The organism is Sedimentibacter sp., assembly GCF_038562225.1.
In the GTDB taxonomy this organism is placed as follows: Bacteria; Bacillota; Clostridia; order Tissierellales; family Sedimentibacteraceae; genus Sedimentibacter.
On the sequence record NZ_JBCFAS010000001.1, the window covers coordinates 123,729 to 145,870 of the forward strand.

Genomic DNA, 22,142 nt, shown 5'->3' on the forward strand with positions numbered 1-22,142 from the left:
GCCACATTTATGACACAAATATCATATATATTTAACTCACATTTATAGGAGGAGATATTTATGAAAAACAAGAACATAAGGCGAGCGGTGCAGATTTTTTTCTTTGCGCTCATAGCATTGATTACTGTGAACAAGACTCTGGCCGAATCGGGTTCGGGAAGCATACCATTTTTGTCTGATGCGTCGCTTCACGCGCTGTGTCCCTTTGGCGGGGTCGTTACGCTTTACAATTTGTTCACGCTGGGTACGTTTATTAAAAAAATACACATGTCTTCAGTAATACTGATGTCCGTCATTTTTATTCTGGCAATCCTTTTCGGACCGGTATTCTGCGGCTGGGTGTGCCCTCTGGGTTCGGCTCAGGAATGGGTTGGGAAGGCAGGAAGGAAAATATTTAAAAACAGGTACAACAGTGTTGTTCCGAAGAAAGCTGACAGGATTCTCAGGTACTTAAGATATGGTGTGCTCATATGGGTTGTTTATATTACATCCATATCAGGTTACCTCATATTTGACAAGGTTGACCCTTACAACGCATTGTTCTCGTTCTGGTCGGAAGAAGCAGCACCTTTTGCAATAGCAGTGCTTGTTGTTACGCTTGTGTTGTCATTGTTCACAGAAAGGCCCTGGTGCAAGTACGCATGTCCCTACGGAGCTTTGCTGGGCATTACAAATAAGTTCAGAATCTTCAAGATAAGAAGAAACGATTCTTCATGCATATCATGCAGAAAATGCGACCGATCATGTCCCATGAACATAGAAGTCTCAAGCAGTGATACTATCAGGGATCTGCAGTGCATAAGCTGCTTCGAATGCACTTCGGAAAGAAGCTGTCCTGTCGATAATACCGTAAACCTTCAAACAAATGTATTTGCAGAAAAGGAGGCTGACAATGAAAATTAACATCAGGAGCATGGCTTTCATTATTTTTATCGTAATATTCGGCGGAATAGCTGTAACCATTGCAGCAGGAGTGTGGTCAACAGAGTCTGACAAAATTCCAGCTACTTACAAGGAAGGAGAATTTGCAGGTCAGTACAATCCCGAGGATATAAGAGGTTCCTACACATTCAGTGATGTTTCACGTCTGTTTGAGGTAGAATCAGAAGTTCTTTACAGGGCTTTCGGACTTGAGGGTTTGGGCGAACGTGAAATCCAGACAAAGGAACTGGAGTCGTTGTACGCTGATTTGGAAAACGAGATAGGAAACGGTTCGGTTCAGGTATTTGTGGCCTTGTACAAGAATCTGCCCATTGCTTTGGAAGATACGTACCTTCCCAAACAGGCTGCTGATATCATAATTGAATACAACAACAACCTGACTGATGAGCAATTGGAATACCTTCTCGAGCATGTGGTTGAACTTCCCAAAATCAGTCAGGATGAAGCAGGAGAACAAAAAACAGAAGAAGAGGATATATCAGAGGAAGAAAACCTTGTAAACGGCAAGACAACTTTCCAGCAGGTTTTGGATGCAGGAATCGCAAAAGAGCAGATTGAAGAAATACTGGGGAGAAAAATTCCGCCGTCAAACATGTCAATAAAAGATTTTTGTCTTGATGAGGGATTGTCTTTCTCGGAAATCAAAGCCAAGCTAAACGAACTGGCACCCTGAAAAATAATGTTTCTGGCAAATTTCTATTAATAACTGTTTTTACGATTCTCCATCGAATGGATTGAACTGTGCAGTCTTTCATGATATATTAGTCGTAGAACATTATTCAATTCACATAGAGGAGAAATTATGAAAAAGTTATTTAAGGAATGTGCAGCAGAAAAAGACATATATGAGTCAGAGGACGGTACGCTTAACTGGTGCTACATAGGCGACAGCCAAAACTTCAAGGATCAGATCACAATCAGCGACTATTACCGCATACTTCTGGTTGACAACACGGGAGAACTAACTGTTGATGATTTAAACAGCAAGATAGATGAACTTAAAAACAGGGAAGGACTCCTTGACTATGTGGACTCTGCCCATGAACTGGCTGAAATAATGAACATGGAGTACGGGTTGGAGCTTGAGTTCAGTGAAAGTCTTTTCTATGAGGACTTCGACCACTTCAGGCATGGATACATTGTCTATGATAAGGAAATAAAGCTGTTTGATCTGGCCGAAAACTGGGAACAATCAGTTACAACCTACATATACAAGGAAGAACACGGATACATTGCGGCCATGCAGGTTGAGATCATAGACGAAACCACGGAAAGTTCCTACCCCGAAATCCATATCAGGGAAATAGACGAAATAGAGGAGCTTGAAGCTGAAGAAAGTCAGGACGAAGACGATGACGAAAAGGAATTTGTAATAATAGAAAAGAAGGTTGTTGAAACGACCAGTGTTAAAAAGCTTTGTGAAGACAGATTTCTCATTACGGTGTCATCGAAGCTTGCAGGCCACCTAGATATGGCGGCAATATCAACGGAAGAAGAACTTAAAAGGTTTCTTGAAGAGGAAGGAGTAGTTCATCTTGATGAGTATTTGCATAAAATAAATTCAGTTACCGACAATTAAAATGATTTGGAAAAGGCCCCTGCCATATGTGATGGCAGAGGCTTTTCGTTATTATATAATGTATGAGTTACAATAATCTGTTCTGTACCAAGTCCCTTGCTATTTCAATTAATTTCATATCATATGAGCTATCCGGGATTTATCTTCGAGTGCATTCAGGATTTGGAAATATCATAGTCAGAAAAAGTTCCCCAATTTTCTGCTTTATTATAATCGGGATAAGTAGATAAGAAATATACTATTATTGGTGAGCTATCCAGTTCAGAATGTGCGCTGAAAAATTTTCTGTCACCGAATCTGATGGCTTCAAGGGCAAGCGGAAGTTCACGCCTGAAAATATAGTTCCTAATTTGTGCTTCTAATGGACTGAATTGCCCATCTACATACAAATAAACATAGTAAAGGTAATTATCTCCATTCTTAATCCATTCTCCAAGTACCTCGTCTCTCATTGAGTTAATCTTATCATAAGCATATGTCATCCCAATTGTCAAAAAAAGTTCTGCCGTTAAATCAGAGTGAGTAAGTGTGTAACGCCTCGGAATAATTGGTTCTGTGGCTGTAATACCTTCCCTGTATTCCACTGAAAGCTTACCAGGATTCAAATTGCTCAATTGACCACTTCCTTTTGATAAATTATATTATTATATGAAAAAGATACCGTGGTGTTAATTTGAAAACCTTAAATCAACAATGAGGCAGATTACAGTTTTTATTTCTATATTTTGACGGATTCTGGGTATTATAAAACAAACGATAATTGAATGGAGTAGATATTATGAGTAACTTAAACACAACAGCCAACAGGCTCATTGACGAAAAAAGCCCATACCTTCTTCAGCATGCCCATAATCCGGTAGACTGGTATCCATGGGGCAGCGATGCTTTTGACAAAGCAAGAGAAGAAGATAAACCTGTATTTTTAAGCATCGGATATTCCACCTGCCACTGGTGCCATGTGATGGAGAGGGAGTCCTTTGAAGATACGGAAGTAGCTGAAATGTTAAACAATCATTTCGTATCCATCAAGGTGGACAGAGAAGAACGTCCGGACGTTGATTCAGTTTACATGAATGTTGCACAGAGACTTAACGGCAGCGGAGGATGGCCCCTGACCATAATCATGACACCGGAGCAGAAGCCATTTTTTGCAGGCACCTACATTCCAAAAAAATCAAGATACGGCATGACGGGACTTACAGAGCTTCTTGAAATTGTTAGAGACAAATGGAAAAACAACAAGCATGAACTCATCAGGTCCGGAAACAGGATAACAGACATAATCAGAGGACTTGAAAATGAGCATCCGGTTAAGGCAAATCTGTCAAAGGATACGGTGTTGGAAGCGGTGAAAATCCTTGAGAACAACTTTGACGAGGAATACGGAGGGTTTTCTGAAAAGCCAAAGTTTCCGCAGCCAAGCTACCTTTTGTTTCTGTTAAGCTTCTACGCCCTTGAGAAAGATGAAGATGCGCTGTTCATGGCGGAAAAAACCCTGGAGTGCATGTTCAGGGGAGGAATGTTTGACCATGTGGGACACGGGTTTTCCAGGTATTCAACAGATGACAGGTGGCTGGTGCCACATTTTGAAAAAATGCTTTATGACAACGCACTGCTGACAGCAGCATATTCCTTTGCCTATGAAGCAACAGGCATAGAGCTGTACAGGAATATAACCTGCAAAGTTCTGGATTACGTTCTAAAGGAAATGACACATGAAAACGGCGGGTTTTATTCGGCTCAGGATGCTGACAGCGATGGGGAAGAGGGAAAATACTACGTCTTCACTCCAGAAGAAACAATTAAGGTACTGGGCAGGGAAGACGGTTCATATTTCAATGATTATTACAACATAACCGCAGGCGGAAACTTTGAGGGCAAGAATATTCCTAATCTTCTTCACAACGATGATTATTTCGAAAGAAATGAAAAAATAGAACATATGAATGCAAAGCTGTATGAGTACAGAAAGGGAAAGACCCGCCTCCACAAGGACGACAAGATACTGGCTTCGTGGAACGGCATGATGATAGCAGCTTTTGCCATTGCGCACAAGGTGTTTGGTGAAAGGCAATACATTGAAGCTGCCAGGAAGGCGATGAGATTCATCGATGAACATCTCATTGACCGGGACGGCCGCCTGGCAGCCCGATACAGGGAAGGTTCCGTGCTGAAAAATGCCACAGTTGAAGACTATGCTATGGTTATCTGGGGTCTAATTGAACTGTATGAATGTTCATTTGATATGATGTATCTTAAAAAAGCGCTGAGTTTGACAAAAAAGATGACTGAACTGTTCTGGGATGAAGAAAAGGGAGGATTTTTCCTGGGAAGCAAGCAGGGAGAAAATCTCATATACAATCCCAAGGAAACCTATGATGGTGCAATGCCTTCGGGAAATTCTGCCGCTGCGTACAACCTTGTGAGACTTTCACGGCTTACCGGAGATGAAAGCATAGAAGAGCTGTCAAAAAAACAATTTGATTTTTTGTCAGGCAGCATTGAAAACTATCCGGCAGGATACACTTTTGCACTTCTTGCAGCAATGTACGAACTGTATCCCACCACAGAGGTTGTCTGCATTGCAGGCGATGATGAATCACTTAATGAAGCAACAGAGAAAATCAGGCACCTGTCCGTTGTAAACACGTCTGTTGTGGCTTTAAAAAATCAGGATGTGAAAAGTGCTGCTGACGTAATAAAATATGTGAAAGATTACAGCATGAAGGGCGGCAAGACAACGTACTATGTGTGCAGAAACAAAAATTGCTCACTTCCCATAACTGATGCTGCAGAGCTTGAGAAGGAACTGGGCAGGCAAGTCTTGTAATGGTTCAGTATATGTTGACATTGCATTTTTCTTGTATTACACTTCAAAGTATAACCTATTTTAGAAAAACATAGAAAAAGAAGTTTAATAATTGGAGGGTACAATGGAAAATATTTTTAAAGGGCTGGAGCCGGAGGCTGTGTTCAGAAACTTTGAAGCCCTTACGAGAATCCCCAGAAGTTCGGGAAACGAAAAGCAGGTCAGCGACTTTCTGGTTAAGTTTGCAAAGGATCATGGTCTGGAAGTAATACAGGATGACACTCTCAACGTCATTATCAAAAAAAATGCAACGCCGGGCTATGAACAAAGCAAAACGGTCATTCTTCAGGGTCACATGGACATGGTTGCCGTAAAGGACGACGACCTTGAATTTGATTTTGACAAAGATCCGATTCCGGTGGTGGTTGACGGCGACATGATTAGGACAAAAGGAACCACTCTCGGAGCAGACAACGGAATTGCAGTTGCTATGACTATGGCGGTGCTGGAGTCAAAGACTCTTGAACATCCTGAAATCATAGCTTTATTCACTGTTTCCGAAGAAACCGGCATGGACGGAGTCATAAACCTTAATCCCGACCACGTCAAGGGTGACATTCTTATAAATCTGGATTCTGAAGAGGAAGGAATATTCTGGACTTCATGCGCAGGGGGCGTAAACAGCACGGTGACACTCCCTGTTGAATGGGAAGAATGCCCTGCAGACCAATGCTCCTATGAAGTGGTCATTGCCGGACTGCTGGGCGGCCATTCAGGCGCGGAGATTGACAAGAACAGGGCCAGCGCTGTCAACCTTATGGGAAGACTTTTATACGGTCTTGACAAGCAATTTGAAATTCAGATTTCAAACGTTCAGGGCGGCACTAAGACAAATGCCATTCCATTAAAAGCAAAGGCCACTGTGGCGGTCGACCTAAAATGTGAAGAAAATTTGAAAGACGCAGTAGCCCAAATGGAAAGCATGTTTAAAAATGAATACAAAACATCAGATCCAGGTCTGTTCGTCCAGATTAATAAGACGGAAAACAGCAGGATATTAAGCGTACAGTCAAGGAGGAACCTTGTTTCCCTGCTGAGACTTCTGCCTTTCGGGGTACAGACCATGAGCAGCGACATCAAAGGTCTTGTGGAAAGTTCAAACAACATCGGAATTGTGGAAATAAAGGAAAATGAAGTTGTCATAAGCAACTCCATCAGAAGCTCAGTAAAAAGCAGAAAGGAAGAAATAGCAGAAAGGATTGAAGCAATAAGCAATCTTACACATGCAGCAGCTAATTTATCTTCAGATTATCCGGAATGGCAGTACAAAGCTGATTCGCCCTTGAGGGAGCTCATGCTGAAAACCTACAGGGACATGTACAACAAAGAAGCTAAGGTAGAAGCCATACATGCAGGTCTTGAATGCGGATTTCTTAAAGAAAAGGTTGGAGACATAGACATGATTTCACTGGGTCCCGACCTGTTCGACGTTCATACAACAAAGGAAAGAATGAGCATTTCATCAGCAGGAAGAGTGTTCGAATTTTTGTGCCAGATATTGAAAAGACTAAAATAATTTTAGGCGCCGTGTTAACTGAAACCGGCGCTTTTTTGTCGAAAAAAGACGAAAGTGTAAAATAACTAAAAAAATTTAACATGACAACGGTTTCATATTAGTATATAATTGTTTAAGGGCATTTTTAAAGGGGTATTTATCTCAACAGGTGGAAATCATATGAGGGTGGTGAAGTATGACTGGTTTAAATGACTTTCGCAAACTGTTGAACTTTCTAAGCGACGGAATATTATTTATGGATTCAAACAATAATTTTATAACCAACGAAAGCTTTAATAAGCTATTCAGTGTTGAAAGCGAAGGACCGGAAAAAGCAGGGGATGTATTAAAGAAATTCAGTCTGGCGGAACTGATAGGAATCGGCGGCAGTTTTGATAAGGAAATAGCAGTGGGTGGCAAAAGAGTCATGGTTAAGATTTTCAATTATATCTATGATGGTACGACCGCATATTCAATGGTCGTTTTCAAGGAAACTTCAGATATCGACGAAACCCGCTACGAAATTGAGGAATTAAGGAAAAGCCTTAATGTTATGAAGGATATTTTTGATAACTCATACCAGGGTATGGTGCTTGTCAATAAGGAAGCCAGGATTATCAAGTGGAATTATGAAAAACTATTTGGAATAAAGGAAGAAGATGTGCTGGGTAAGCCGGTGGAGGATGTTATTGAAAACACAAGGCTTCATCTGGTGGTTAAGTCAGGAAACAAGGAGCTGTATGACATTCAAAGAATACAGGGCCATGACATGATTGCTAGCAGAACCCCCATCGTAAAAGACGGCCACGTTATCGGTGCCGTAGGGACGGTGCTGTTCAAGGATGTTAAAGAGGTTAAGGATCTGGCCAACAAGATAAAGGTTCTTGAAAATACAGTCAACATATATAAAAATGAAATCGGGAAAATGTACCGTGCAAATTACAACTTTGGCGACATTATCACTCAAAATGATAAAATGCTGAAAATAAAGGATATTGCAAAAAAGGCAGCCAACTCTTCGTCAACAATTCTCATAGAAGGCGAAAGCGGAACCGGAAAGGAATATTTCGCTCATGCAATCCATGATGCAAGCTTCAGACGAAAGGCTCCTTTCGTAAGAATTAACTGCGCAGCAATACCCCATGAGCTTTTGGAATCTGAGCTTTTCGGATACGATGAAGGTTCATTCACCGGAGCGAAGAAAGAAGGAAAAATAGGCAAGTTTGAACTGGCAAACGGCGGCACAGTACTGCTTGATGAAATAAGCTCCATGCCATTCAGCATGCAGGCCAAACTCCTGAGAGTTCTTGAGGAAAGGGAATTCGAAAGAATAGGTGGCAACACTGCCATAAAGCTGGATATGAAGGTGATTGCATGCACTAACGAAAATCTGGAAAATCTGGTTGAAAAAGGACTGTTCAGGCAGGATCTATATTTCAGGCTCAATGTAGTGGCCATAACAATACCTCCCCTTAGGGAGAGACTGGACGATTTAGAAATATTGTGCGAGGATATATTGTCCAGGCAGCTTCAGGCTGTGGGACTTGAACCCAAGAAGGTATCGGAGGATTCTCTTCTGGCTCTGAAGCTTCACGACTGGCCGGGAAATGTCCGGGAACTCAGAAATGTGCTGGAGAGGGCTGCTAACATGTCTTCAAACAGCTGCGTGAACATCGGCAATCTTCCTGAATACATAAGCAACAAGCTCAATCATGAGGAGAATGTACACAGCGGCAAACAGCTTAAAGACAAGTTAGCTGACGCTGAAATAGATGCAATCGTGTCTGCAATCAAGTCATCGGGCGGAAGCAGGACCGAAGCAGCCAGGATGCTTGGCATCCATAGGACTGCATTGTATAAAAAGCTTTCATCATACGGAATTGACATAAAAAATATTGTGTAGAAAAAATTCTACAAGGGTTATTTGATGTAGAAAATTGTCTACAGGCACTAAGACCATGATTTTGTAAGCAAACGTTTCTGACCATATTAAATGATGTAGATAACAATCTACATCATTTTTTTGTGCCTTTCTTTTCATTTGTTGGCCTGATTACAAAACCATTGAAAATTCAATAATAAATAATTTTAAAGATTTTTTTGTTCTTTGGCACGGAGTTTGCTTTACTATAAGCGTAAATAAAATATTGAATTTTATTAATATGGAAAAGGGAGGAAACATGAAAGAGGTTGTAATTGTAAGTGCAGTAAGAACCCCCATCGGAAGTTTTGGAGGAAAGCTAAAGGATGTTTCGGCTGTTAATCTCGGAGCAGTTGCTGCGAAGGGAGCACTTGAAAGAGCGAACGTTAAACCTGAGATGGTTGATGAGGTAATATTCGGCAACGTCCTTCAGGCAGGCATCGGACAAAATCTGGCAAGACAGGTATCCGTAGCAGTGGGAATACCATTTGAGGTGCCTTCCATGACCATAAACAAGGTTTGCGGTTCTGGTTTAAAGACGATTCAGCTTGCCGCACAGGCAATAATGACAGGCGATGCAGACATAGTTCTAGCCGGGGGAGCAGAAAACATGAGCATGGCTCCTTACATAGTTCCAAGTGCCAGATGGGGACAGAGAATGGGTGACGGAGCCATAGTAGACACTATGGTCCACGACGGTCTAACTGACATTTTCAACAACTATCACATGGGAATAACTGCAGAAAACATTGCAGAGCAGTGGAACATAACCAGGAAGGATCAGGATGAATTTTCCGTAAGAAGTCAGAACAGAGCAGAAGCAGCCATAAAAGCAGGCAGGTTCAAGGATGAAATAGTTCCTGTTGAAATACCACAGAGAAAAGGTGATCCAATTGTTGTTGACACAGATGAGTTCCCAAGATTCGGTGCAACTCTTGAAAGCCTGGAGAAGTTGAAACCAGCCTTCAAAAAAGACGGAACCGTAACAGCCGCTTCATCTTCCGGAATTAACGACGGAGCCGCTGCAGTTGTGGTAATGTCAAAGGAAAAGGCTCAGGAACTTGGAATCACTCCGCTTGTAACAATCGTATCCTACGCATCTGCAGGAGTTGACCCGAAAATAATGGGATACGGTCCTGTTCCGGCATCAAGGAAAGCTATGGCCAAGGCTGGCATGACAATAGAAGACATTGACCTTGTGGAAGCAAACGAAGCCTTTGCAGCACAATCCATAGCAGTTGTAAGAGACTTAAACCTTGACCCGGATAAAACGAATGTAAACGGCGGAGCCATAGCTCTTGGCCATCCCATCGGGTGTTCCGGAACAAGAATTCTGGTCACTCTGGTACATGAAATGCTTAAGCGTGATGCGAAGACAGGACTGGCAACACTCTGCATCGGCGGAGGCCAGGGAACATCACTCATAGTAAAGAGATAGAGGAGGTAGCAATTTGAACAAGGTGATTTCAGTTGAAGAAGCTGTTGGCATGATTCATGACGGTATGACCATCATGATAGGCGGTTTTTTGGGATGCAAAAATCCTTATACAATTATTGACGCCATGGTGGCAAAAGGAGTGAAGGACATAACGCTCATAGCCAACGACACATCATTTCCTGAGGTAGGAATAGGAAAGCTCATAGTGAACAAACAAGTAAAAAAACTGGTTGCATCGCATATAGGAACGAACAAGGAAACAGGCAACCAGATGAATGCAGGGGAACTTGATGTTGAACTGGTTCCTCAGGGTACACTGGCTGAAAGAATAAGAGCTGCCGGAGCAGGACTTGGGGGCATACTGACTCCAACAGGTCTTGGAACCGTAGTAGCCGAAGGCAAGGATATCATAACCGTTGACGGTGAGGAATATCTTCTGGAGAAACCTTTGAAGGCTGACGTTGCTCTCATCGTGGGGGCAAAGGTTGACAAGAAAGGCAACGTAAGATATGCAAAGGCAACGAGAAACTTCAATCCCATAATGGCAGCTGCTGCTGATGTTGTAATCGTAGAAGCAGATGAAATTGTTGAGGTTGGTGAAATAGACCCGGATGACGTTATGACTCCCGGAATTTTCATTGATTATATTGTGGGAGGTAATTAGATATGGATGAAAAAGAATATATAGCAAGAAGAGTCGCAAAGGAACTGAAAGACGGAGACGTGGTCAATCTAGGCATCGGTCTTCCGACCATGGTTGCAAATTTCATTCCTGATGACATTGAAATTACTCTTCAGTCCGAAAACGGATTTCTGGGCATGGGCCCTGCCCCCGAAAAGGGAATGGAAGACCCTTATCTTGTAAACGCCGGAGGGATTCACGTCACAGTAAATCCCGGAGGAGTGTTCTTTGACAGTGCAGAGTCCTTCCTTATCATTAGAGGAGGTCATGTGGATGCAACAGTTCTTGGTGCGCTGGAGGTAGATGAAAAAGGAAATCTTGCCAACTGGATGGTTCCCGGCAAGATGGTTCCCGGAATGGGCGGAGCCATGGACCTGGTTACCGGAGCGAAGAAGGTTATTGTGGCAATGAATCATACGGCAAAAGGAAACCATAAGATTCTTAAAAAATGTACGCTTCCCCTTACAGCAGTGCATGCGGTGGACCTAATAGTGACGGAAATGGGTGTGATGGAAATTACAGATCAGGGAATTGTTCTGAAGGAAATCAATCCGGAGTTCACTGTTGAACAGGTTCAAGCTGCCACGGGAGCGACGCTTATTGTTTCTGAAGATTTGAAGAACATAGAATTATAAATTATAAGTGGAGGGATAAGATGTTAGAAAATAAAGTTTGTATAGTTACAGGAGCTGCCAGCGGCATAGGTCTAGCCATAGCCGAAACATTTGCAAAGGACGGAGCAAAGGTTGTAATGGCCGACATAAATGAAGAAAAGTTAAAGGAAGAAGCCGACAGAATCGGCGGATTATACATAAAGACAGATCTCAGCAAGAGGGAAGACTGCAAGGGACTGGTGGATTTTACCGTTGAACAGTTTTCCAAGGTGGATGTGCTTGTTAATGTTGCAGGAATTCAGACGGTTTGCCCCATCGAAGAGTTCCCGGAAGATAAATGGGATTTCATGATGGATTTGATGCTCACAGCTCCGTTCCTTCTCACGAAGTATGTATGGCCCACAATGAAACAACAGGGCTGGGGAAGAATAATAAACCTTAACTCCATACACGGACTCGTTGCTTCCGAATTTAAGGTTGCATATGTATCTGCAAAGCACGGCCTCGGAGGGCTCACAAAGGTGGCAGCCCTGGAGGGAGCAAAATACGGCATAACCGTAAATTCAATCTGTCCGTCCTATGTAAGGACACCTCTTGTAGACAAGCAGATAGCAGATCAGGCAAAGACTCATGGAATTTCCGAAGACAAAGTAATTTCAGACATCATGCTTCAAAAAGCAGCCGTAAAGAAACTGCTTGAACCAAACGATGTGGGCGAAGTCGCAAAATTTTTATGCTCTGACACAGGTTCCTACATAACGGGAACAATGCTGACAATCGACTGCGGCTGGACCTGCGCTTAAGCAACACTACAGGGAGTCAGTTTTGCTGACTCCTCAATAATAAAAATAGGAGGATAATATATGTTTGGTATTATTTTAGGATTAGTGCTTTTGATGTTTTTGGCTTACAGAGGGTACTCGATTCTTTGGGTTGCCCCTGTGTGCGCATTGGTCGTAGGTCTAACAGGAGGCCTGGAACCATTGGCACTTTACAAGGATACATACATGACCGGACTTGCAGGCTACGTGAAATCATGGTTTCCTGTATTTATGCTGGGTGCCATATTCGGGCATCTGATGGACTACACCGGTGCTGCCAAATCAATAGCACACTGGCTTACAAAAACTTTAGGACCAAAAAGGGCAATCGTCGGTGTTGTTGTAGGCTGCGGAGTGTTGACCTATGGCGGAATAAGCTTGTTTGTTGTTGTATTTGCAATGTATCCTCTTGCACTGGAGCTTTTCAGGGAAGCAAACATAACAAGAAAGCTCATACCGGGAGCAATAGCCCTTGGTTCTTTCACATTCACCATGACTGCAATCCCCGGCACTCCTCAGATTCAGAACATAATTCCTACAAATTACTACGGAACCACAGCCACAGCTGCTCCAATCATGGGTTCACTGGCAGCAATACTGATGTTTGTTCTTGGAGTTGCATGGCTTCAGTACAGAGAGAGAAAGTTTACGGCGGCAGGGGACGTGTTTACGGAACCTAAGAACAAGGAAGCCGTGGAAGTTGACTATGCAAGTCTGCCAAATCCACTTCTATCATTCCTTCCTCTCATAACTGTAATAGTTACCATGAACGTTTTCAAATGGGATATTGTTGTAGCACTTCTATGCGGTATAGTTCTGTCAATGGTTATAAGCTTCAACAAGTACCAGGGCTTTACGAAATCCATAAGCAACGGTGCTGTAGGATCCATAACTGCTATACTCAACACTGCGGCGGCAGTTGGATTCGGTACGGTTGTAAAGGCAGTCCCGGGATTTGCCACACTGACGGGGATTCTTTTAAACGTTCCCGGCACACCCCTTATTTCTGAAGCAATTGCAGTAAACCTGCTGGCCGGAGCAACAGGCTCTGCATCAGGAGGCATGAGCATAGCTCTTGAAGCATTGGGGGAAAAATACATGGCTATTGCTGCTGAAACAGGAATAAGCCCTGCAGCTTTCCACAGAGTAGCATCACTGGCATCCGGAGGTCTTGACACTCTTCCTCACAACGGTGCAGTGCTGACGCTGCTGGCTGTTACAGGAATGACACACAAGGATTCATACATTGACATCTGCATGACTTCACTGATACTTCCTATTGTATCATCCATACCTGCCATTCTTTTGGGAAGTCTTGGAATCTATTAGTAAAGATAGTTACAACCGCCCAGCGGTATAAAACTGATAATCAGGAGGTGTATTTTGAAACTTGAAGACATAAAAAAGATCGGAGTAGCCGGCGGAGGAACAATGGGCTCCGGCATAGCACAGATATTTGCGCAAAACGGATATGATGTTGTGGTTACCGACATAGCAGAAAAATATCTTGATAATACAAGAAGGATTATTCTCTTGAATCAGAAGACTCTCATAGAAGAGGGGCTATTAACGGAACAAGAGGCTGAGGAATCTCTGAAGCATATCAGCTATTCCACTGACAAAAGTGTATTTTCTGATGCTGACATAATTGTTGAAGCCATAATCGAGAAGATGGACATAAAGCAGGATTACTGGAAGGAAGTCGAAGGAATAGCCCGCAAGGACTGCATATTTGCCACAAACACTTCAGGGCTCAGCATAAACAAAATCTGTGCGAAGATTGAACATAAAGAGCGGTTCATTGGAATGCACTGGTGGAATCCTCCGCACATAATCCCACTTATTGAACTGGTGAAGGCCGATGAGACCACGGATGAAACGGTGCAGCTCTTAAAGAAGCTTGTTGATAGGATAGGCAAGGAATCAGTGGTTGTGCTTAAGGACGCAAACGGATTCATAGGAAACAGAATTCAGTTTGCTGTTTACAGAGAGGCTCTTAAAATAGTTGAGGAAGGAATAGCAACAGTTGAGGATGTTGATAAGGCTATGAAGTTCGGACCCGGCTTCAGATATCCGGTTCTGGGACCCTTTGAGACTGCAGATCTGGGCGGCCTTGACACATTCTACTACATCTCAAGCTACCTATTCAACGAGCTGAGCGATGAGAAGAAGCCCACCAAACTCCAGCAGCTGCTCATGGACGACGGGATGCTGGGAGTGAAATCAGGACGAGGATGGTATGATTATTCCAACGGCAAGGGCGAAGAAGCCATGTCAAGAAGAGACAAAAACTTTTTCAAGATGCTGAAACACATCCACAAGGACAAAGGATAACCATATTAATAAATAAAAGGCGAACTTCAGCAGTTCGCCTTCTTTTTTCATTTATACATTGAATCTGAACAGCACAATGTCTCCGTCTTCCATGACATATTCCTTGCCTTCAAGACGCATGAGGCCTTTTTCTTTTGCTGCCTGCATTGAGCCGCATTCAGTTACATCCTTGTAGGATGTGACTTCAGCGCGTATGAAGCCTCTTTCTATATCTGAGTGGATTTTACCGGCTGCCTGCGGTGCCTTGGTTCCTTTGATAATGGTCCATGCCTTTGATTCCATAGGGCCCGTGGTGAAGAAGCTTATGAGTCCAAGCAGGTGGTAGCTGGCGCGTATAAGCTTGTCAAGGCCTGACTCCTCAAGACCCAGTTCCTGGAGGAACTCCTTCTTTTCATCATCGTCAAGGGCTGAAATTTCTTCTTCGATTTTTCCGCATACTGTTATTACTTCGGAGTTATCCTGAGAAGCATGTTTCTTTACATCGTCAACGTACATGTTGGATGAAGGGTTGTCGATGTAGTTTTCATCAACATTGGCCACATACAGCACAGGTTTCGCTGTAATGAGGTTGAAAGTCCTGAGCATCTTTTCCTCTTCTTCGGTGTAGTCAAGGAACCGCGCCTGCTTTTCTTCTTCAAGTGCCTTCACTATTTTTTGAACCAACTCAAGCTCCGGCTGCAAGGACTTGTCGTTTTTAACCATCTTTGATATCTTCTCAAGCCTTTTTGTCATTACCTCAAGGTCTGCAAGTACAAGTTCCAGCTCTATTATTTCAATGTCCCTCTTGGGGTCAACTGTAGACTCAACATGTATTACATTGTCGTCATCAAAGCATCTTACAACATGAACAACTGCCTCAACCTCTCTGATGTGTGAAAGGAATTTGTTTCCGAGGCCCTCACCCTTGCTGGCTCCCTTGACCAGACCGGCAATGTCGAAAAATTCTATGACTGCAGGGACTGTCTTGCCTGAATTGCTCATTTTTGTCAAGAAGTCCAATCTTTTGTCCGGCACTTCCACAACACCTATGTTCGGTTCTATAGTACAAAAAGGATAATTGGCTGATTCTGCTCCAGCTGATGTTATTGCGTTGAACAATGTGCTTTTGCCCACATTTGGAAGTCCTACTATACCTAGTTTCATATTAACGTAATTAACCGTCCTTTCGCTTTACAATATTATTGTATGTCAAGTTATTATATAACAAGGAACGTGTTATTTCAATATATTTCTCAAGCTCGTAGGCGAAGGCCGTTCTGCAAACGTTAATATTTTTTTGAAAGATAAATCATATATTGGTTGATGCTGAATATGATGGAATATATAAGACAAATTATAGGGGGAAGAAATAGAATGAACGAAAAACAAATGCAGTCAAACTATATACGAGTTGTCGGCAAAATAAACAGCAGTATGGAATTCAGCCATGAAGTATTCGGGGAAAAGTTTTACGAATTTTATCTGGAGGTACCCAGACTCAGCGAAACAAGGGATTTGCTGCCAGTTATCATATCAGAAAGGCTTATTGACGACATAAATATGGACATAGGCAATTATATAGTGGTTGACGGCCAGTTCAGATCTTACAACAGGTATGAGGATACCAGCAACAAACTTCTGCTGAGGGTTTTTGTAAGAGATATATTTGTTCCTGACGATGACGAACTTGAAGAAATGAAGAAGCATCCCAACGAAGTTTTTTTAAACGGCTACCTTTGCAAGGAAACGAAATTCAGAACAACTCCTTTCGGAAGGGAGATAACAGATATGCTCATAGCTGTCAACCGCTCCTACAACAAGTCCGACTACATACCTTGCATTGCATGGGGGAGAAATGCAAGGTACTGCGAAAAGCTGGAGGTTGGGGACCACGTTAAGCTCTGGGGGAGGATTCAAAGCAGGAAGTACCAGAAAAAGAATGACAATGAATCCTATGAGACAAAGACTGCCTATGAGGTATCTGTTACAAAGCTTGAACATATAAAAACCGAAAACAACAGGAAAAAAGAAGAAGAACTATTGGAAGATGAAGAATGAAACCGCAATTTTCTTTATGAGTTATACCGGGCGTTGAGCAAACGCCTTTTTATTTTGGCCAAGAAATATATGTTGATGAAACCTTATATTCATTTCATTTAACAAATATATTTTTAATTTTATCATATTGTGGTACAATATTAAAATCAACAGAAAAGGAAAGATGAAATGATATTAGTTTTGGCAGAAAAGCCTTCCGTAGGGAAGGACATAGGAAAGGTACTGGGCTGCGCCAAGTCGGGAAACGGATTTGTGGAAGGCAGCAAATATATAGTTACATGGGCTTTGGGTCATTTGGTGACTCTGGCTGACCCGGAAAGCTACAATCAGAAATATGCAAAGTGGGAAATGGAGGATCTTCCCATAATACCGAGGGAGATGAAAACAGAAGTCATCAAAAAGACAAGGCAGCAGTATACCGTGGTTAAAGGCCTTTTGGAACGAAAGGACGTAAATGAAATTGTAATAGCAACAGATGCAGGCCGTGAAGGAGAGCTGGTGGCCAGATGGATTCTGGAAAAATCAAACGTTCATAAGCCCATAAAAAGGCTTTGGATATCCTCTGTAACCGATAAGGCTATAAGAGAAGGGTTTGAAAAGCTTAAGGACGGTCATCTTTATGACAACCTTTTTGCTTCTGCCCAAGCGAGAGCTGAGGCTGACTGGATTGTTGGCATCAATGCCACCCGCGCACTGACTGTTAAGCACAATGCGCAGCTTTCATGCGGCAGGGTTCAGACTCCCACAATTGCAATGATTGCTGCATTGGAGGATGAAATAAGAAATTTCAAGCCTGTGTCGTTTTACGGCATAGAAGCCTACGCTAGCGGCGTGAAATTTACATGGCACGGCAAAAACAACGACACCAGGACATTTTCTAAAGAAAAGTGCGAGAGTGCAATAAGCAGCATGAAATCAAAGAACCTGACTATTATTGACGTATCCAGAAACAAAGCTTCAACATATGCACCCCTGCTGTACGACCTGACGGAGCTTCAGAGGGATGCCAGCAATTTGTATGGGTTTTCGGCAAAGGAGACGCTGTCAGCCATGCAGGGACTTTACGAACATCACAAGGTTTTGACATATCCCAGGACCGATTCAAGGTATCTTACAGAGGATTTAGTTGAAACCCTGAAGGACAGGGTGAAGGCATGCAGCGTGGGTCCCTATGCAAAAATAGGATTCAGGATAAGTTCAAACCCCATAAGAGGAAGCAAAAACTTCGTCAACAACTCTAAGGTTTCGGATCACCACGCAATAATTCCCACTGAACAGACAGTATTTTTAAACGACCTGTCAGACAGGGAAAGGAAAATTTACGACCTGGTTGTTAAAAGATTTCTTGCTGTGCTCTCAAAGCCTTTTGAATATGAGAAAATCACAGTTTCAGGAAAAATAGGGGCTGAAGAAATGACAGCTGTCGGAAAAATTACGCTGTACGCAGGCTGGAAGGAAGTATACGGAGGATATGTGGACGATGAAGAGCTTGATGATCTGGGCGAAGACACATTAAGAAAATTCGCTAAGGGAAACGAAGTGCGCGTTGACAAAATTTCCGTGACAACCGGTGAAACAAAGCCGCCTTCAAGGTTTACTGAGGCAAATCTTCTTTCGGCCATGGAAAATCCGGTAAAGTTCATGAAAAGTGCCGATTCGTCACTTAAAAAAACCATCGGGGAAACAGGCGGCCTTGGAACAGTTGCAACAAGGGCAGACATTATCGACAAGCTCTTCAACAGCTTTGTAATAGAAAAAAAGGACAAATTCATATACACCACTTCAAAGGGCAGGCAGCTTCTGGAGCTGGCTCCTGCAGAGCTTAAGTCTCCGGTACTGACTGCACAGTGGGAACAGAAACTTAACGATATATCAAGGGGTAATCTCAACAAGGACAGCTTCCTCAGCGACATGAAGGAATACACAAGGAAGGTTATCAGAGAGATAAATTCCAGCGACTTGAAGTTCATCCATGACAACGAGACGAGGGAAAGGTGTCCTGAGTGCGGCAGTTACCTCCTTGAAGTCAACGGCAAGAAGGGTAAGCTGCTTGTATGCCAGAACAGGGACTGCGGCTACAAAAAAGGGTTGTCTCAGGTTACAAACGCCAGGTGCCCCAACTGCCACAAAAAGCTGGAGCTTCGCGGAGAAGGGGAAGGAAAGATATTCGTGTGCCAGTGCGGTTACAGGGAAAAACTTGCATCCTGGAAAACCAGAAAAGAAACTGAAACAACATCAGTATCAAAAAAAGAAGCATCCAGGTTTCTTGCAAAGCAAAACAAATCTCAGGAAGATAACATAAACACAGCTCTGGCGGATGCCTTGTCAAAGCTTAAACTGTAAAAATTCACATTCGAGGAGATAATATGGAATATGTAGTATTTTTCATGATAATTTTCATAGTTATAATATTTTTGAAGGCTAAAAATCAGGTCGATCAGATCAACAGATTAAACAGGATCTTATTCGAGGATAAACAGCCGGGAAGATATGTAAGGGAGTTTGACAAGCTGCTTGAGAAGAAAAAGGCGGGAAGGAATCCGGCAGTCAATATACTGCAGAAGACAACAGGTTTGTTTTATGACGGAAGGTTTGATGAAGCTGTTGAAACACTTGAAGACATAGCTGAAAGCGTGCCTGGAAACTGGGAACCCATTTACTTGCAGAATCTGATTTTAAGTCTTCTGTTCAAGGGAGAAACAGAAGAGGCCTTGAAAAAGCTGGAGGAAACAAAACAGGTCATGGAAAAATACAAGGATAACAGCTACTATACGGAGATGGTTGAAATAGTATACGCTGTTTCTGATTATTTTAGGGGAGAGAGGAAGAAGGAATACTTTGCTGAACTTTCTCAAAGCGGCGCCAATGACTACAGAAAATCATTCGGATACTATTTTCTTGGCAAAATAAACAAACAGGAAGACAACATAAGCGAGGCTGAAGCAAACTTCATCAAGGCTGCAGAATGCGGCAGGGGAAGCTTTATCGAAAATCTGGCAAGGGCAGAATGACAGGTGAAAAATGAAAATAACCGAAAAAGAAAACAAGATTGTAATAGATGATGTCAAGGATTTTGAAATCACGCACATATTCGACTGCGGGCAGTGCTTCAGATGGAACAGGGAAGAAGACGGCTCATATACGGGAGTTGTGGGGAAAAATGTAATCAACGTAAAACAGGAAGGCTCAAGGGTCATATTTGACAATGTATCCATGAAGGACTATGAAATGTACGTGAAAAATTACTTCGATATGGATACCGACTACGGCCTTATAAAGACAATGATTAACACAGATGAAATTATGGACAAGGCCATATGTTTTGGCAGTGGCATAAGAATATTGAACCAGGACGAATGGGAAACAATGATTTCATTCATGATATCGGCAAACAACAGGATACCCATGATAAAGAAGGTCATAGAAAACCTGAGCAAAATGTTCGGAGAATATATCCAAGAGTACAGAGGCAGGGACTACTACGCATTTCCATCTGCAGAAAAGCTTGCCGGAGCTGGAGTTGATAAGATCATGGAATGCAGGGCCGGATTCAGGTCTCCCCGCATAAAGGAGGCGGCTGCAAGGTTTCTGAAGGAGAAAGACACAGTCTACAGCCTGAAGGGCAAAAGCTACCAGGAAGGACTGGATTATCTTAAAAGCTATTGCGGCATCGGAGATAAGGTTGCAAACTGCATACTTCTCTTTTCCATGAAGCAGTTTGACACATTTCCTGTGGACGTATGGGTAAGAAGGGTTATGCAGACACTTTATGTCGATAAGGACACCAGCGACAAAGACATAAGAAGCTTCGCCGAAAGCAAGTTCGGAAAGCTCTCTGGATACGCCCAGCAATATTTGTTTTACTACGCTCGGGAGTTAAATATAGGAAAATAAACTGTTGACAATCATATGAAATATGATTATAATAATAAATGTTGTCGGGGTGTAGCGAAGCTTGGTATCGCGCTTGGTTCGGGACCAAGAGGCCGAAGGTTCAAATCCTTTCACTCCGACTTTTATGGGACAACAGGAATCTGGCAAATGCAAATTTGCCAGATTTTTAATATTTGCGTGGAGAACGTTATGATTTCAGAAGAAAGAAGAAAAAATATTGAAAAGACTCTCAGAAACAACACTGAACCTGTAAGCGCCAATGCCTTAGCCAGGCAGTTTTCTGTTAGCCGACAGGTAATTGTCGGTGACATTGCTCTTATGAGAGCAGCCGGAGTGAAAATTTCAGCAACTCCCAGAGGGTATGTAATAAACTCAGACTTTGAAAAGACAGAGAACACTTACACTGTGGCGTGCTGCCATGACGACAAAAATATGATCATGGAACTGTACGCTGTGGTTGACAACGGAGGAACGGTTGCAGATGTTACAGTTGAGCATCCGGTATACGGACAGATAACAGGTGAGCTCAGAATCTCATCCCGGTATGACGCGGATCTTTTCATGGATAAAATTAAAAACAACGCAGCACAGCCTCTTATGCACCTTACAGGCGGGATCCACCTGCACACTATCAGGTGCGCTGATGATCAGACTTTCGTCAGAATAAGGGAAGCTTTGAAAAAAGAAAACATTATTTGCGAATAAGGTATTGACAAAAATAAAATCCTTTTCTATAATTGTATAATCAGGTGTCAAGACACAAGTAAATACATGTGATAATATGATTTTGTTGGAAAGGAAAAATTTATGAAAAAAAACAACAGTCTTAATTCAATGGTAATATCCGCGCTTCTTTGTGCTATCGGAATTATAATACCTATAATATCGCCGTTGAAAATTACCATGGAACCGGCTTCATTCACCTTGGCCAGCCATGTCGCAATTTTTATAGCCATGTTCATATCTCCTTCAACTGCAGTATTCGTTGCTGTAGGTTCTGCAGCAGGGTTTTTGCTGGCAGGTTTCCCCATAGTTGTTGTGATGAGGGCTGCTTCTCACATTGTGTTTGCTTTGGCAGGCTCCCTTATTCTGAAAAAACGTCCTGAAATGTTAAGAACGGTGAAATCCTCTGTGCTGTACTCTTTTGGAATTGCACTTATCCACGGCGTCAGCGAGGTTCTGGTGGTCATTCCGTTTTATTTCGGAAACAACATGAGCTCCGGATACTATGCAAAGGGGTTTGTGACATCTGTAATTCTGCTTGTAGGAGTGGGAACCGTCTTCCACAGCATGATAGATTTCTATCTGGCTCAGGCAATCTGGAAGCCGGTGACAAAATCTGTAAAGCTTCCTAAGCAGGCTAGTGTAAATCAATAACTAATACCAATTCCGTATTCCCTCATAAATTCATCTAGATGATAGGGTCTCTTTTGGAGATTCTATCATCCGATGAAAAAACAGAAAGTATAGTCTCAGGTTTGACCATAATCCTATAGCCTGAGGCTTTATTTTTACA

Annotated in this window: 20 protein-coding genes and 1 tRNA gene; 19 read left to right on the forward strand and 2 right to left on the reverse strand. The window is 42.5% G+C overall.

What is annotated here, in order from left to right; genetic code table 11:
- Positions 1-60 precede the first annotated feature (60 nt).
- The 3 genes from AAGU76_RS00595 (at position 61) to AAGU76_RS00605 (ending at position 2,521) form a co-directional block, all read left to right on the forward strand.
- Positions 61-903 carry a 4Fe-4S binding protein gene (locus AAGU76_RS00595; protein WP_342483497.1) on the forward strand — a complete coding sequence of 281 codons (843 nt, stop codon included), beginning with the start codon at positions 61-63 and terminating at the stop codon, positions 901-903.
- A complete protein-coding gene (locus tag AAGU76_RS00600; protein WP_342483498.1) occupies positions 893-1,615 on the forward strand; it encodes a hypothetical protein in 723 nt (240 codons plus the stop codon). Before AAGU76_RS00595 ends, AAGU76_RS00600 begins: the two co-directional genes overlap by 11 nt.
- A gap of 129 nt (positions 1,616-1,744) precedes the next feature.
- Complete coding sequence (locus AAGU76_RS00605) at positions 1,745-2,521, forward strand: hypothetical protein (RefSeq protein ID WP_342483499.1); 777 nt, start codon at positions 1,745-1,747, stop codon at positions 2,519-2,521.
- A 155-nt stretch (positions 2,522-2,676) separates the two neighbouring features.
- Here AAGU76_RS00605 and AAGU76_RS00610 read toward each other — a convergent pair whose 3' ends face one another.
- Positions 2,677-3,135 carry a staygreen family protein gene (locus AAGU76_RS00610; RefSeq protein WP_342483500.1) on the reverse strand — a complete coding sequence of 153 codons (459 nt, stop codon included), beginning with the start codon at positions 3,133-3,135 and terminating at the stop codon, positions 2,677-2,679.
- Positions 3,136-3,299: 164 nt separating this feature from the next.
- On the opposite strand from AAGU76_RS00610, the gene AAGU76_RS00615 reads away from it, so the two are divergent.
- From AAGU76_RS00615 to AAGU76_RS00655, 9 genes are all read left to right on the forward strand, one after another.
- Positions 3,300-5,351, forward strand: a complete 2,052-nt coding sequence (locus AAGU76_RS00615) for a thioredoxin domain-containing protein (protein ID WP_342483501.1) — start codon at positions 3,300-3,302, stop codon at positions 5,349-5,351.
- 103 nt (positions 5,352-5,454) lie between these two features.
- Positions 5,455-6,906 carry an aminoacyl-histidine dipeptidase gene (locus AAGU76_RS00620; protein ID WP_342483502.1) on the forward strand — a complete coding sequence of 484 codons (1,452 nt, stop codon included), beginning with the start codon at positions 5,455-5,457 and terminating at the stop codon, positions 6,904-6,906.
- A gap of 175 nt (positions 6,907-7,081) precedes the next feature.
- Positions 7,082-8,788: a sigma 54-interacting transcriptional regulator gene (locus AAGU76_RS00625; protein ID WP_342483503.1), complete on the forward strand. Its 1,707-nt coding sequence runs from the start codon at positions 7,082-7,084 to the stop codon at positions 8,786-8,788.
- A 277-nt stretch (positions 8,789-9,065) separates the two neighbouring features.
- On the forward strand, positions 9,066-10,244 hold the full coding sequence (locus AAGU76_RS00630; RefSeq protein WP_342483504.1) for an acetyl-CoA C-acetyltransferase: 1,179 nt from the start codon (positions 9,066-9,068) through the stop codon (positions 10,242-10,244).
- A gap of 13 nt (positions 10,245-10,257) precedes the next feature.
- The gene (locus AAGU76_RS00635) at positions 10,258-10,908 is read left to right on the forward strand and encodes a CoA transferase subunit A (protein ID WP_342483505.1); all 651 of its coding nucleotides are present in this window, start codon (positions 10,258-10,260) and stop codon (positions 10,906-10,908) included.
- A gap of 2 nt (positions 10,909-10,910) precedes the next feature.
- Positions 10,911-11,561, forward strand: coding sequence for a 3-oxoacid CoA-transferase subunit B (locus AAGU76_RS00640; RefSeq protein ID WP_342483506.1), 651 nt, complete (start codon positions 10,911-10,913; stop codon positions 11,559-11,561).
- A 20-nt stretch (positions 11,562-11,581) separates the two neighbouring features.
- The gene (locus AAGU76_RS00645; protein ID WP_342483507.1) at positions 11,582-12,343 is read left to right on the forward strand and encodes a 3-hydroxybutyrate dehydrogenase; all 762 of its coding nucleotides are present in this window, start codon (positions 11,582-11,584) and stop codon (positions 12,341-12,343) included.
- 60 nt (positions 12,344-12,403) lie between these two features.
- Positions 12,404-13,690 carry a GntP family permease gene (locus AAGU76_RS00650; protein WP_342483508.1) on the forward strand — a complete coding sequence of 429 codons (1,287 nt, stop codon included), beginning with the start codon at positions 12,404-12,406 and terminating at the stop codon, positions 13,688-13,690.
- 54 nt (positions 13,691-13,744) lie between these two features.
- Positions 13,745-14,695 carry a 3-hydroxyacyl-CoA dehydrogenase family protein gene (locus AAGU76_RS00655; RefSeq protein ID WP_342483509.1) on the forward strand — a complete coding sequence of 317 codons (951 nt, stop codon included), beginning with the start codon at positions 13,745-13,747 and terminating at the stop codon, positions 14,693-14,695.
- A gap of 51 nt (positions 14,696-14,746) precedes the next feature.
- On the opposite strand, the gene ychF is transcribed toward AAGU76_RS00655, so the two are convergent.
- Complete coding sequence (ychF, locus tag AAGU76_RS00660; RefSeq protein ID WP_342483510.1) at positions 14,747-15,838, reverse strand: redox-regulated ATPase YchF; 1,092 nt, start codon at positions 15,836-15,838, stop codon at positions 14,747-14,749.
- Between the two features lie 210 nt (positions 15,839-16,048).
- On the opposite strand from ychF, the gene AAGU76_RS00665 reads away from it, so the two are divergent.
- From AAGU76_RS00665 to AAGU76_RS00695, 7 genes are all read left to right on the forward strand, one after another.
- On the forward strand, positions 16,049-16,732 hold the full coding sequence (locus AAGU76_RS00665) for a single-stranded DNA-binding protein (protein WP_342483511.1): 684 nt from the start codon (positions 16,049-16,051) through the stop codon (positions 16,730-16,732).
- A 168-nt stretch (positions 16,733-16,900) separates the two neighbouring features.
- Entirely contained in the window at positions 16,901-19,075 is a 2,175-nt protein-coding gene (locus tag AAGU76_RS00670) for a DNA topoisomerase III (protein WP_342483512.1), read from the forward strand.
- A 23-nt stretch (positions 19,076-19,098) separates the two neighbouring features.
- Positions 19,099-19,743 carry a hypothetical protein gene (locus tag AAGU76_RS00675; RefSeq protein ID WP_342483513.1) on the forward strand — a complete coding sequence of 215 codons (645 nt, stop codon included), beginning with the start codon at positions 19,099-19,101 and terminating at the stop codon, positions 19,741-19,743.
- Between the two features lie 10 nt (positions 19,744-19,753).
- Positions 19,754-20,626, forward strand: a complete 873-nt coding sequence (locus tag AAGU76_RS00680) for a DNA glycosylase (protein ID WP_342483514.1) — start codon at positions 19,754-19,756, stop codon at positions 20,624-20,626.
- A gap of 45 nt (positions 20,627-20,671) precedes the next feature.
- A tRNA-Pro gene (locus AAGU76_RS00685) sits at positions 20,672-20,745 on the forward strand.
- Positions 20,746-20,815: 70 nt separating this feature from the next.
- Positions 20,816-21,331, forward strand: a complete 516-nt coding sequence (locus tag AAGU76_RS00690; RefSeq protein ID WP_342483515.1) for a transcription repressor NadR — start codon at positions 20,816-20,818, stop codon at positions 21,329-21,331.
- Positions 21,332-21,433: 102 nt separating this feature from the next.
- Positions 21,434-22,003, forward strand: a complete 570-nt coding sequence (locus AAGU76_RS00695) for a hypothetical protein (protein WP_342483516.1) — start codon at positions 21,434-21,436, stop codon at positions 22,001-22,003.
- The last annotated feature ends 139 nt before the right edge of the window (positions 22,004-22,142 follow it).

What these genes read in the sequence shown, in the direction of transcription:
- AAGU76_RS00595 (WP_342483497.1), top strand. Translation starts at nt 61, where the DNA reads ATGAAAAACAAGAACATAAGGCGAGCGGTGCAGATTTTTTTCTTTGCG.
- AAGU76_RS00600 (WP_342483498.1), top strand. Translation starts at nt 893, where the DNA reads ATGAAAATTAACATCAGGAGCATGGCTTTCATTATTTTTATCGTAATA.
- AAGU76_RS00605 (WP_342483499.1), top strand. Translation starts at nt 1,745, where the DNA reads ATGAAAAAGTTATTTAAGGAATGTGCAGCAGAAAAAGACATATATGAG.
- AAGU76_RS00615 (WP_342483501.1), top strand. Translation starts at nt 3,300, where the DNA reads ATGAGTAACTTAAACACAACAGCCAACAGGCTCATTGACGAAAAAAGC.
- AAGU76_RS00620 (WP_342483502.1), top strand. Translation starts at nt 5,455, where the DNA reads ATGGAAAATATTTTTAAAGGGCTGGAGCCGGAGGCTGTGTTCAGAAAC.
- AAGU76_RS00625 (WP_342483503.1), top strand. Translation starts at nt 7,082, where the DNA reads ATGACTGGTTTAAATGACTTTCGCAAACTGTTGAACTTTCTAAGCGAC.
- AAGU76_RS00630 (WP_342483504.1), top strand. Translation starts at nt 9,066, where the DNA reads ATGAAAGAGGTTGTAATTGTAAGTGCAGTAAGAACCCCCATCGGAAGT.
- AAGU76_RS00640 (WP_342483506.1), top strand. Translation starts at nt 10,911, where the DNA reads ATGGATGAAAAAGAATATATAGCAAGAAGAGTCGCAAAGGAACTGAAA.
- AAGU76_RS00645 (WP_342483507.1), top strand. Translation starts at nt 11,582, where the DNA reads ATGTTAGAAAATAAAGTTTGTATAGTTACAGGAGCTGCCAGCGGCATA.
- AAGU76_RS00650 (WP_342483508.1), top strand. Translation starts at nt 12,404, where the DNA reads ATGTTTGGTATTATTTTAGGATTAGTGCTTTTGATGTTTTTGGCTTAC.
- ychF (WP_342483510.1), bottom strand. Translation starts at nt 15,838, where the DNA reads ATGAAACTAGGTATAGTAGGACTTCCAAATGTGGGCAAAAGCACATTG.
- AAGU76_RS00665 (WP_342483511.1), top strand. Translation starts at nt 16,049, where the DNA reads ATGAACGAAAAACAAATGCAGTCAAACTATATACGAGTTGTCGGCAAA.
- AAGU76_RS00670 (WP_342483512.1), top strand. Translation starts at nt 16,901, where the DNA reads ATGATATTAGTTTTGGCAGAAAAGCCTTCCGTAGGGAAGGACATAGGA.
- AAGU76_RS00675 (WP_342483513.1), top strand. Translation starts at nt 19,099, where the DNA reads ATGGAATATGTAGTATTTTTCATGATAATTTTCATAGTTATAATATTT.
- AAGU76_RS00680 (WP_342483514.1), top strand. Translation starts at nt 19,754, where the DNA reads ATGAAAATAACCGAAAAAGAAAACAAGATTGTAATAGATGATGTCAAG.
- AAGU76_RS00690 (WP_342483515.1), top strand. Translation starts at nt 20,816, where the DNA reads ATGATTTCAGAAGAAAGAAGAAAAAATATTGAAAAGACTCTCAGAAAC.
- AAGU76_RS00695 (WP_342483516.1), top strand. Translation starts at nt 21,434, where the DNA reads ATGAAAAAAAACAACAGTCTTAATTCAATGGTAATATCCGCGCTTCTT.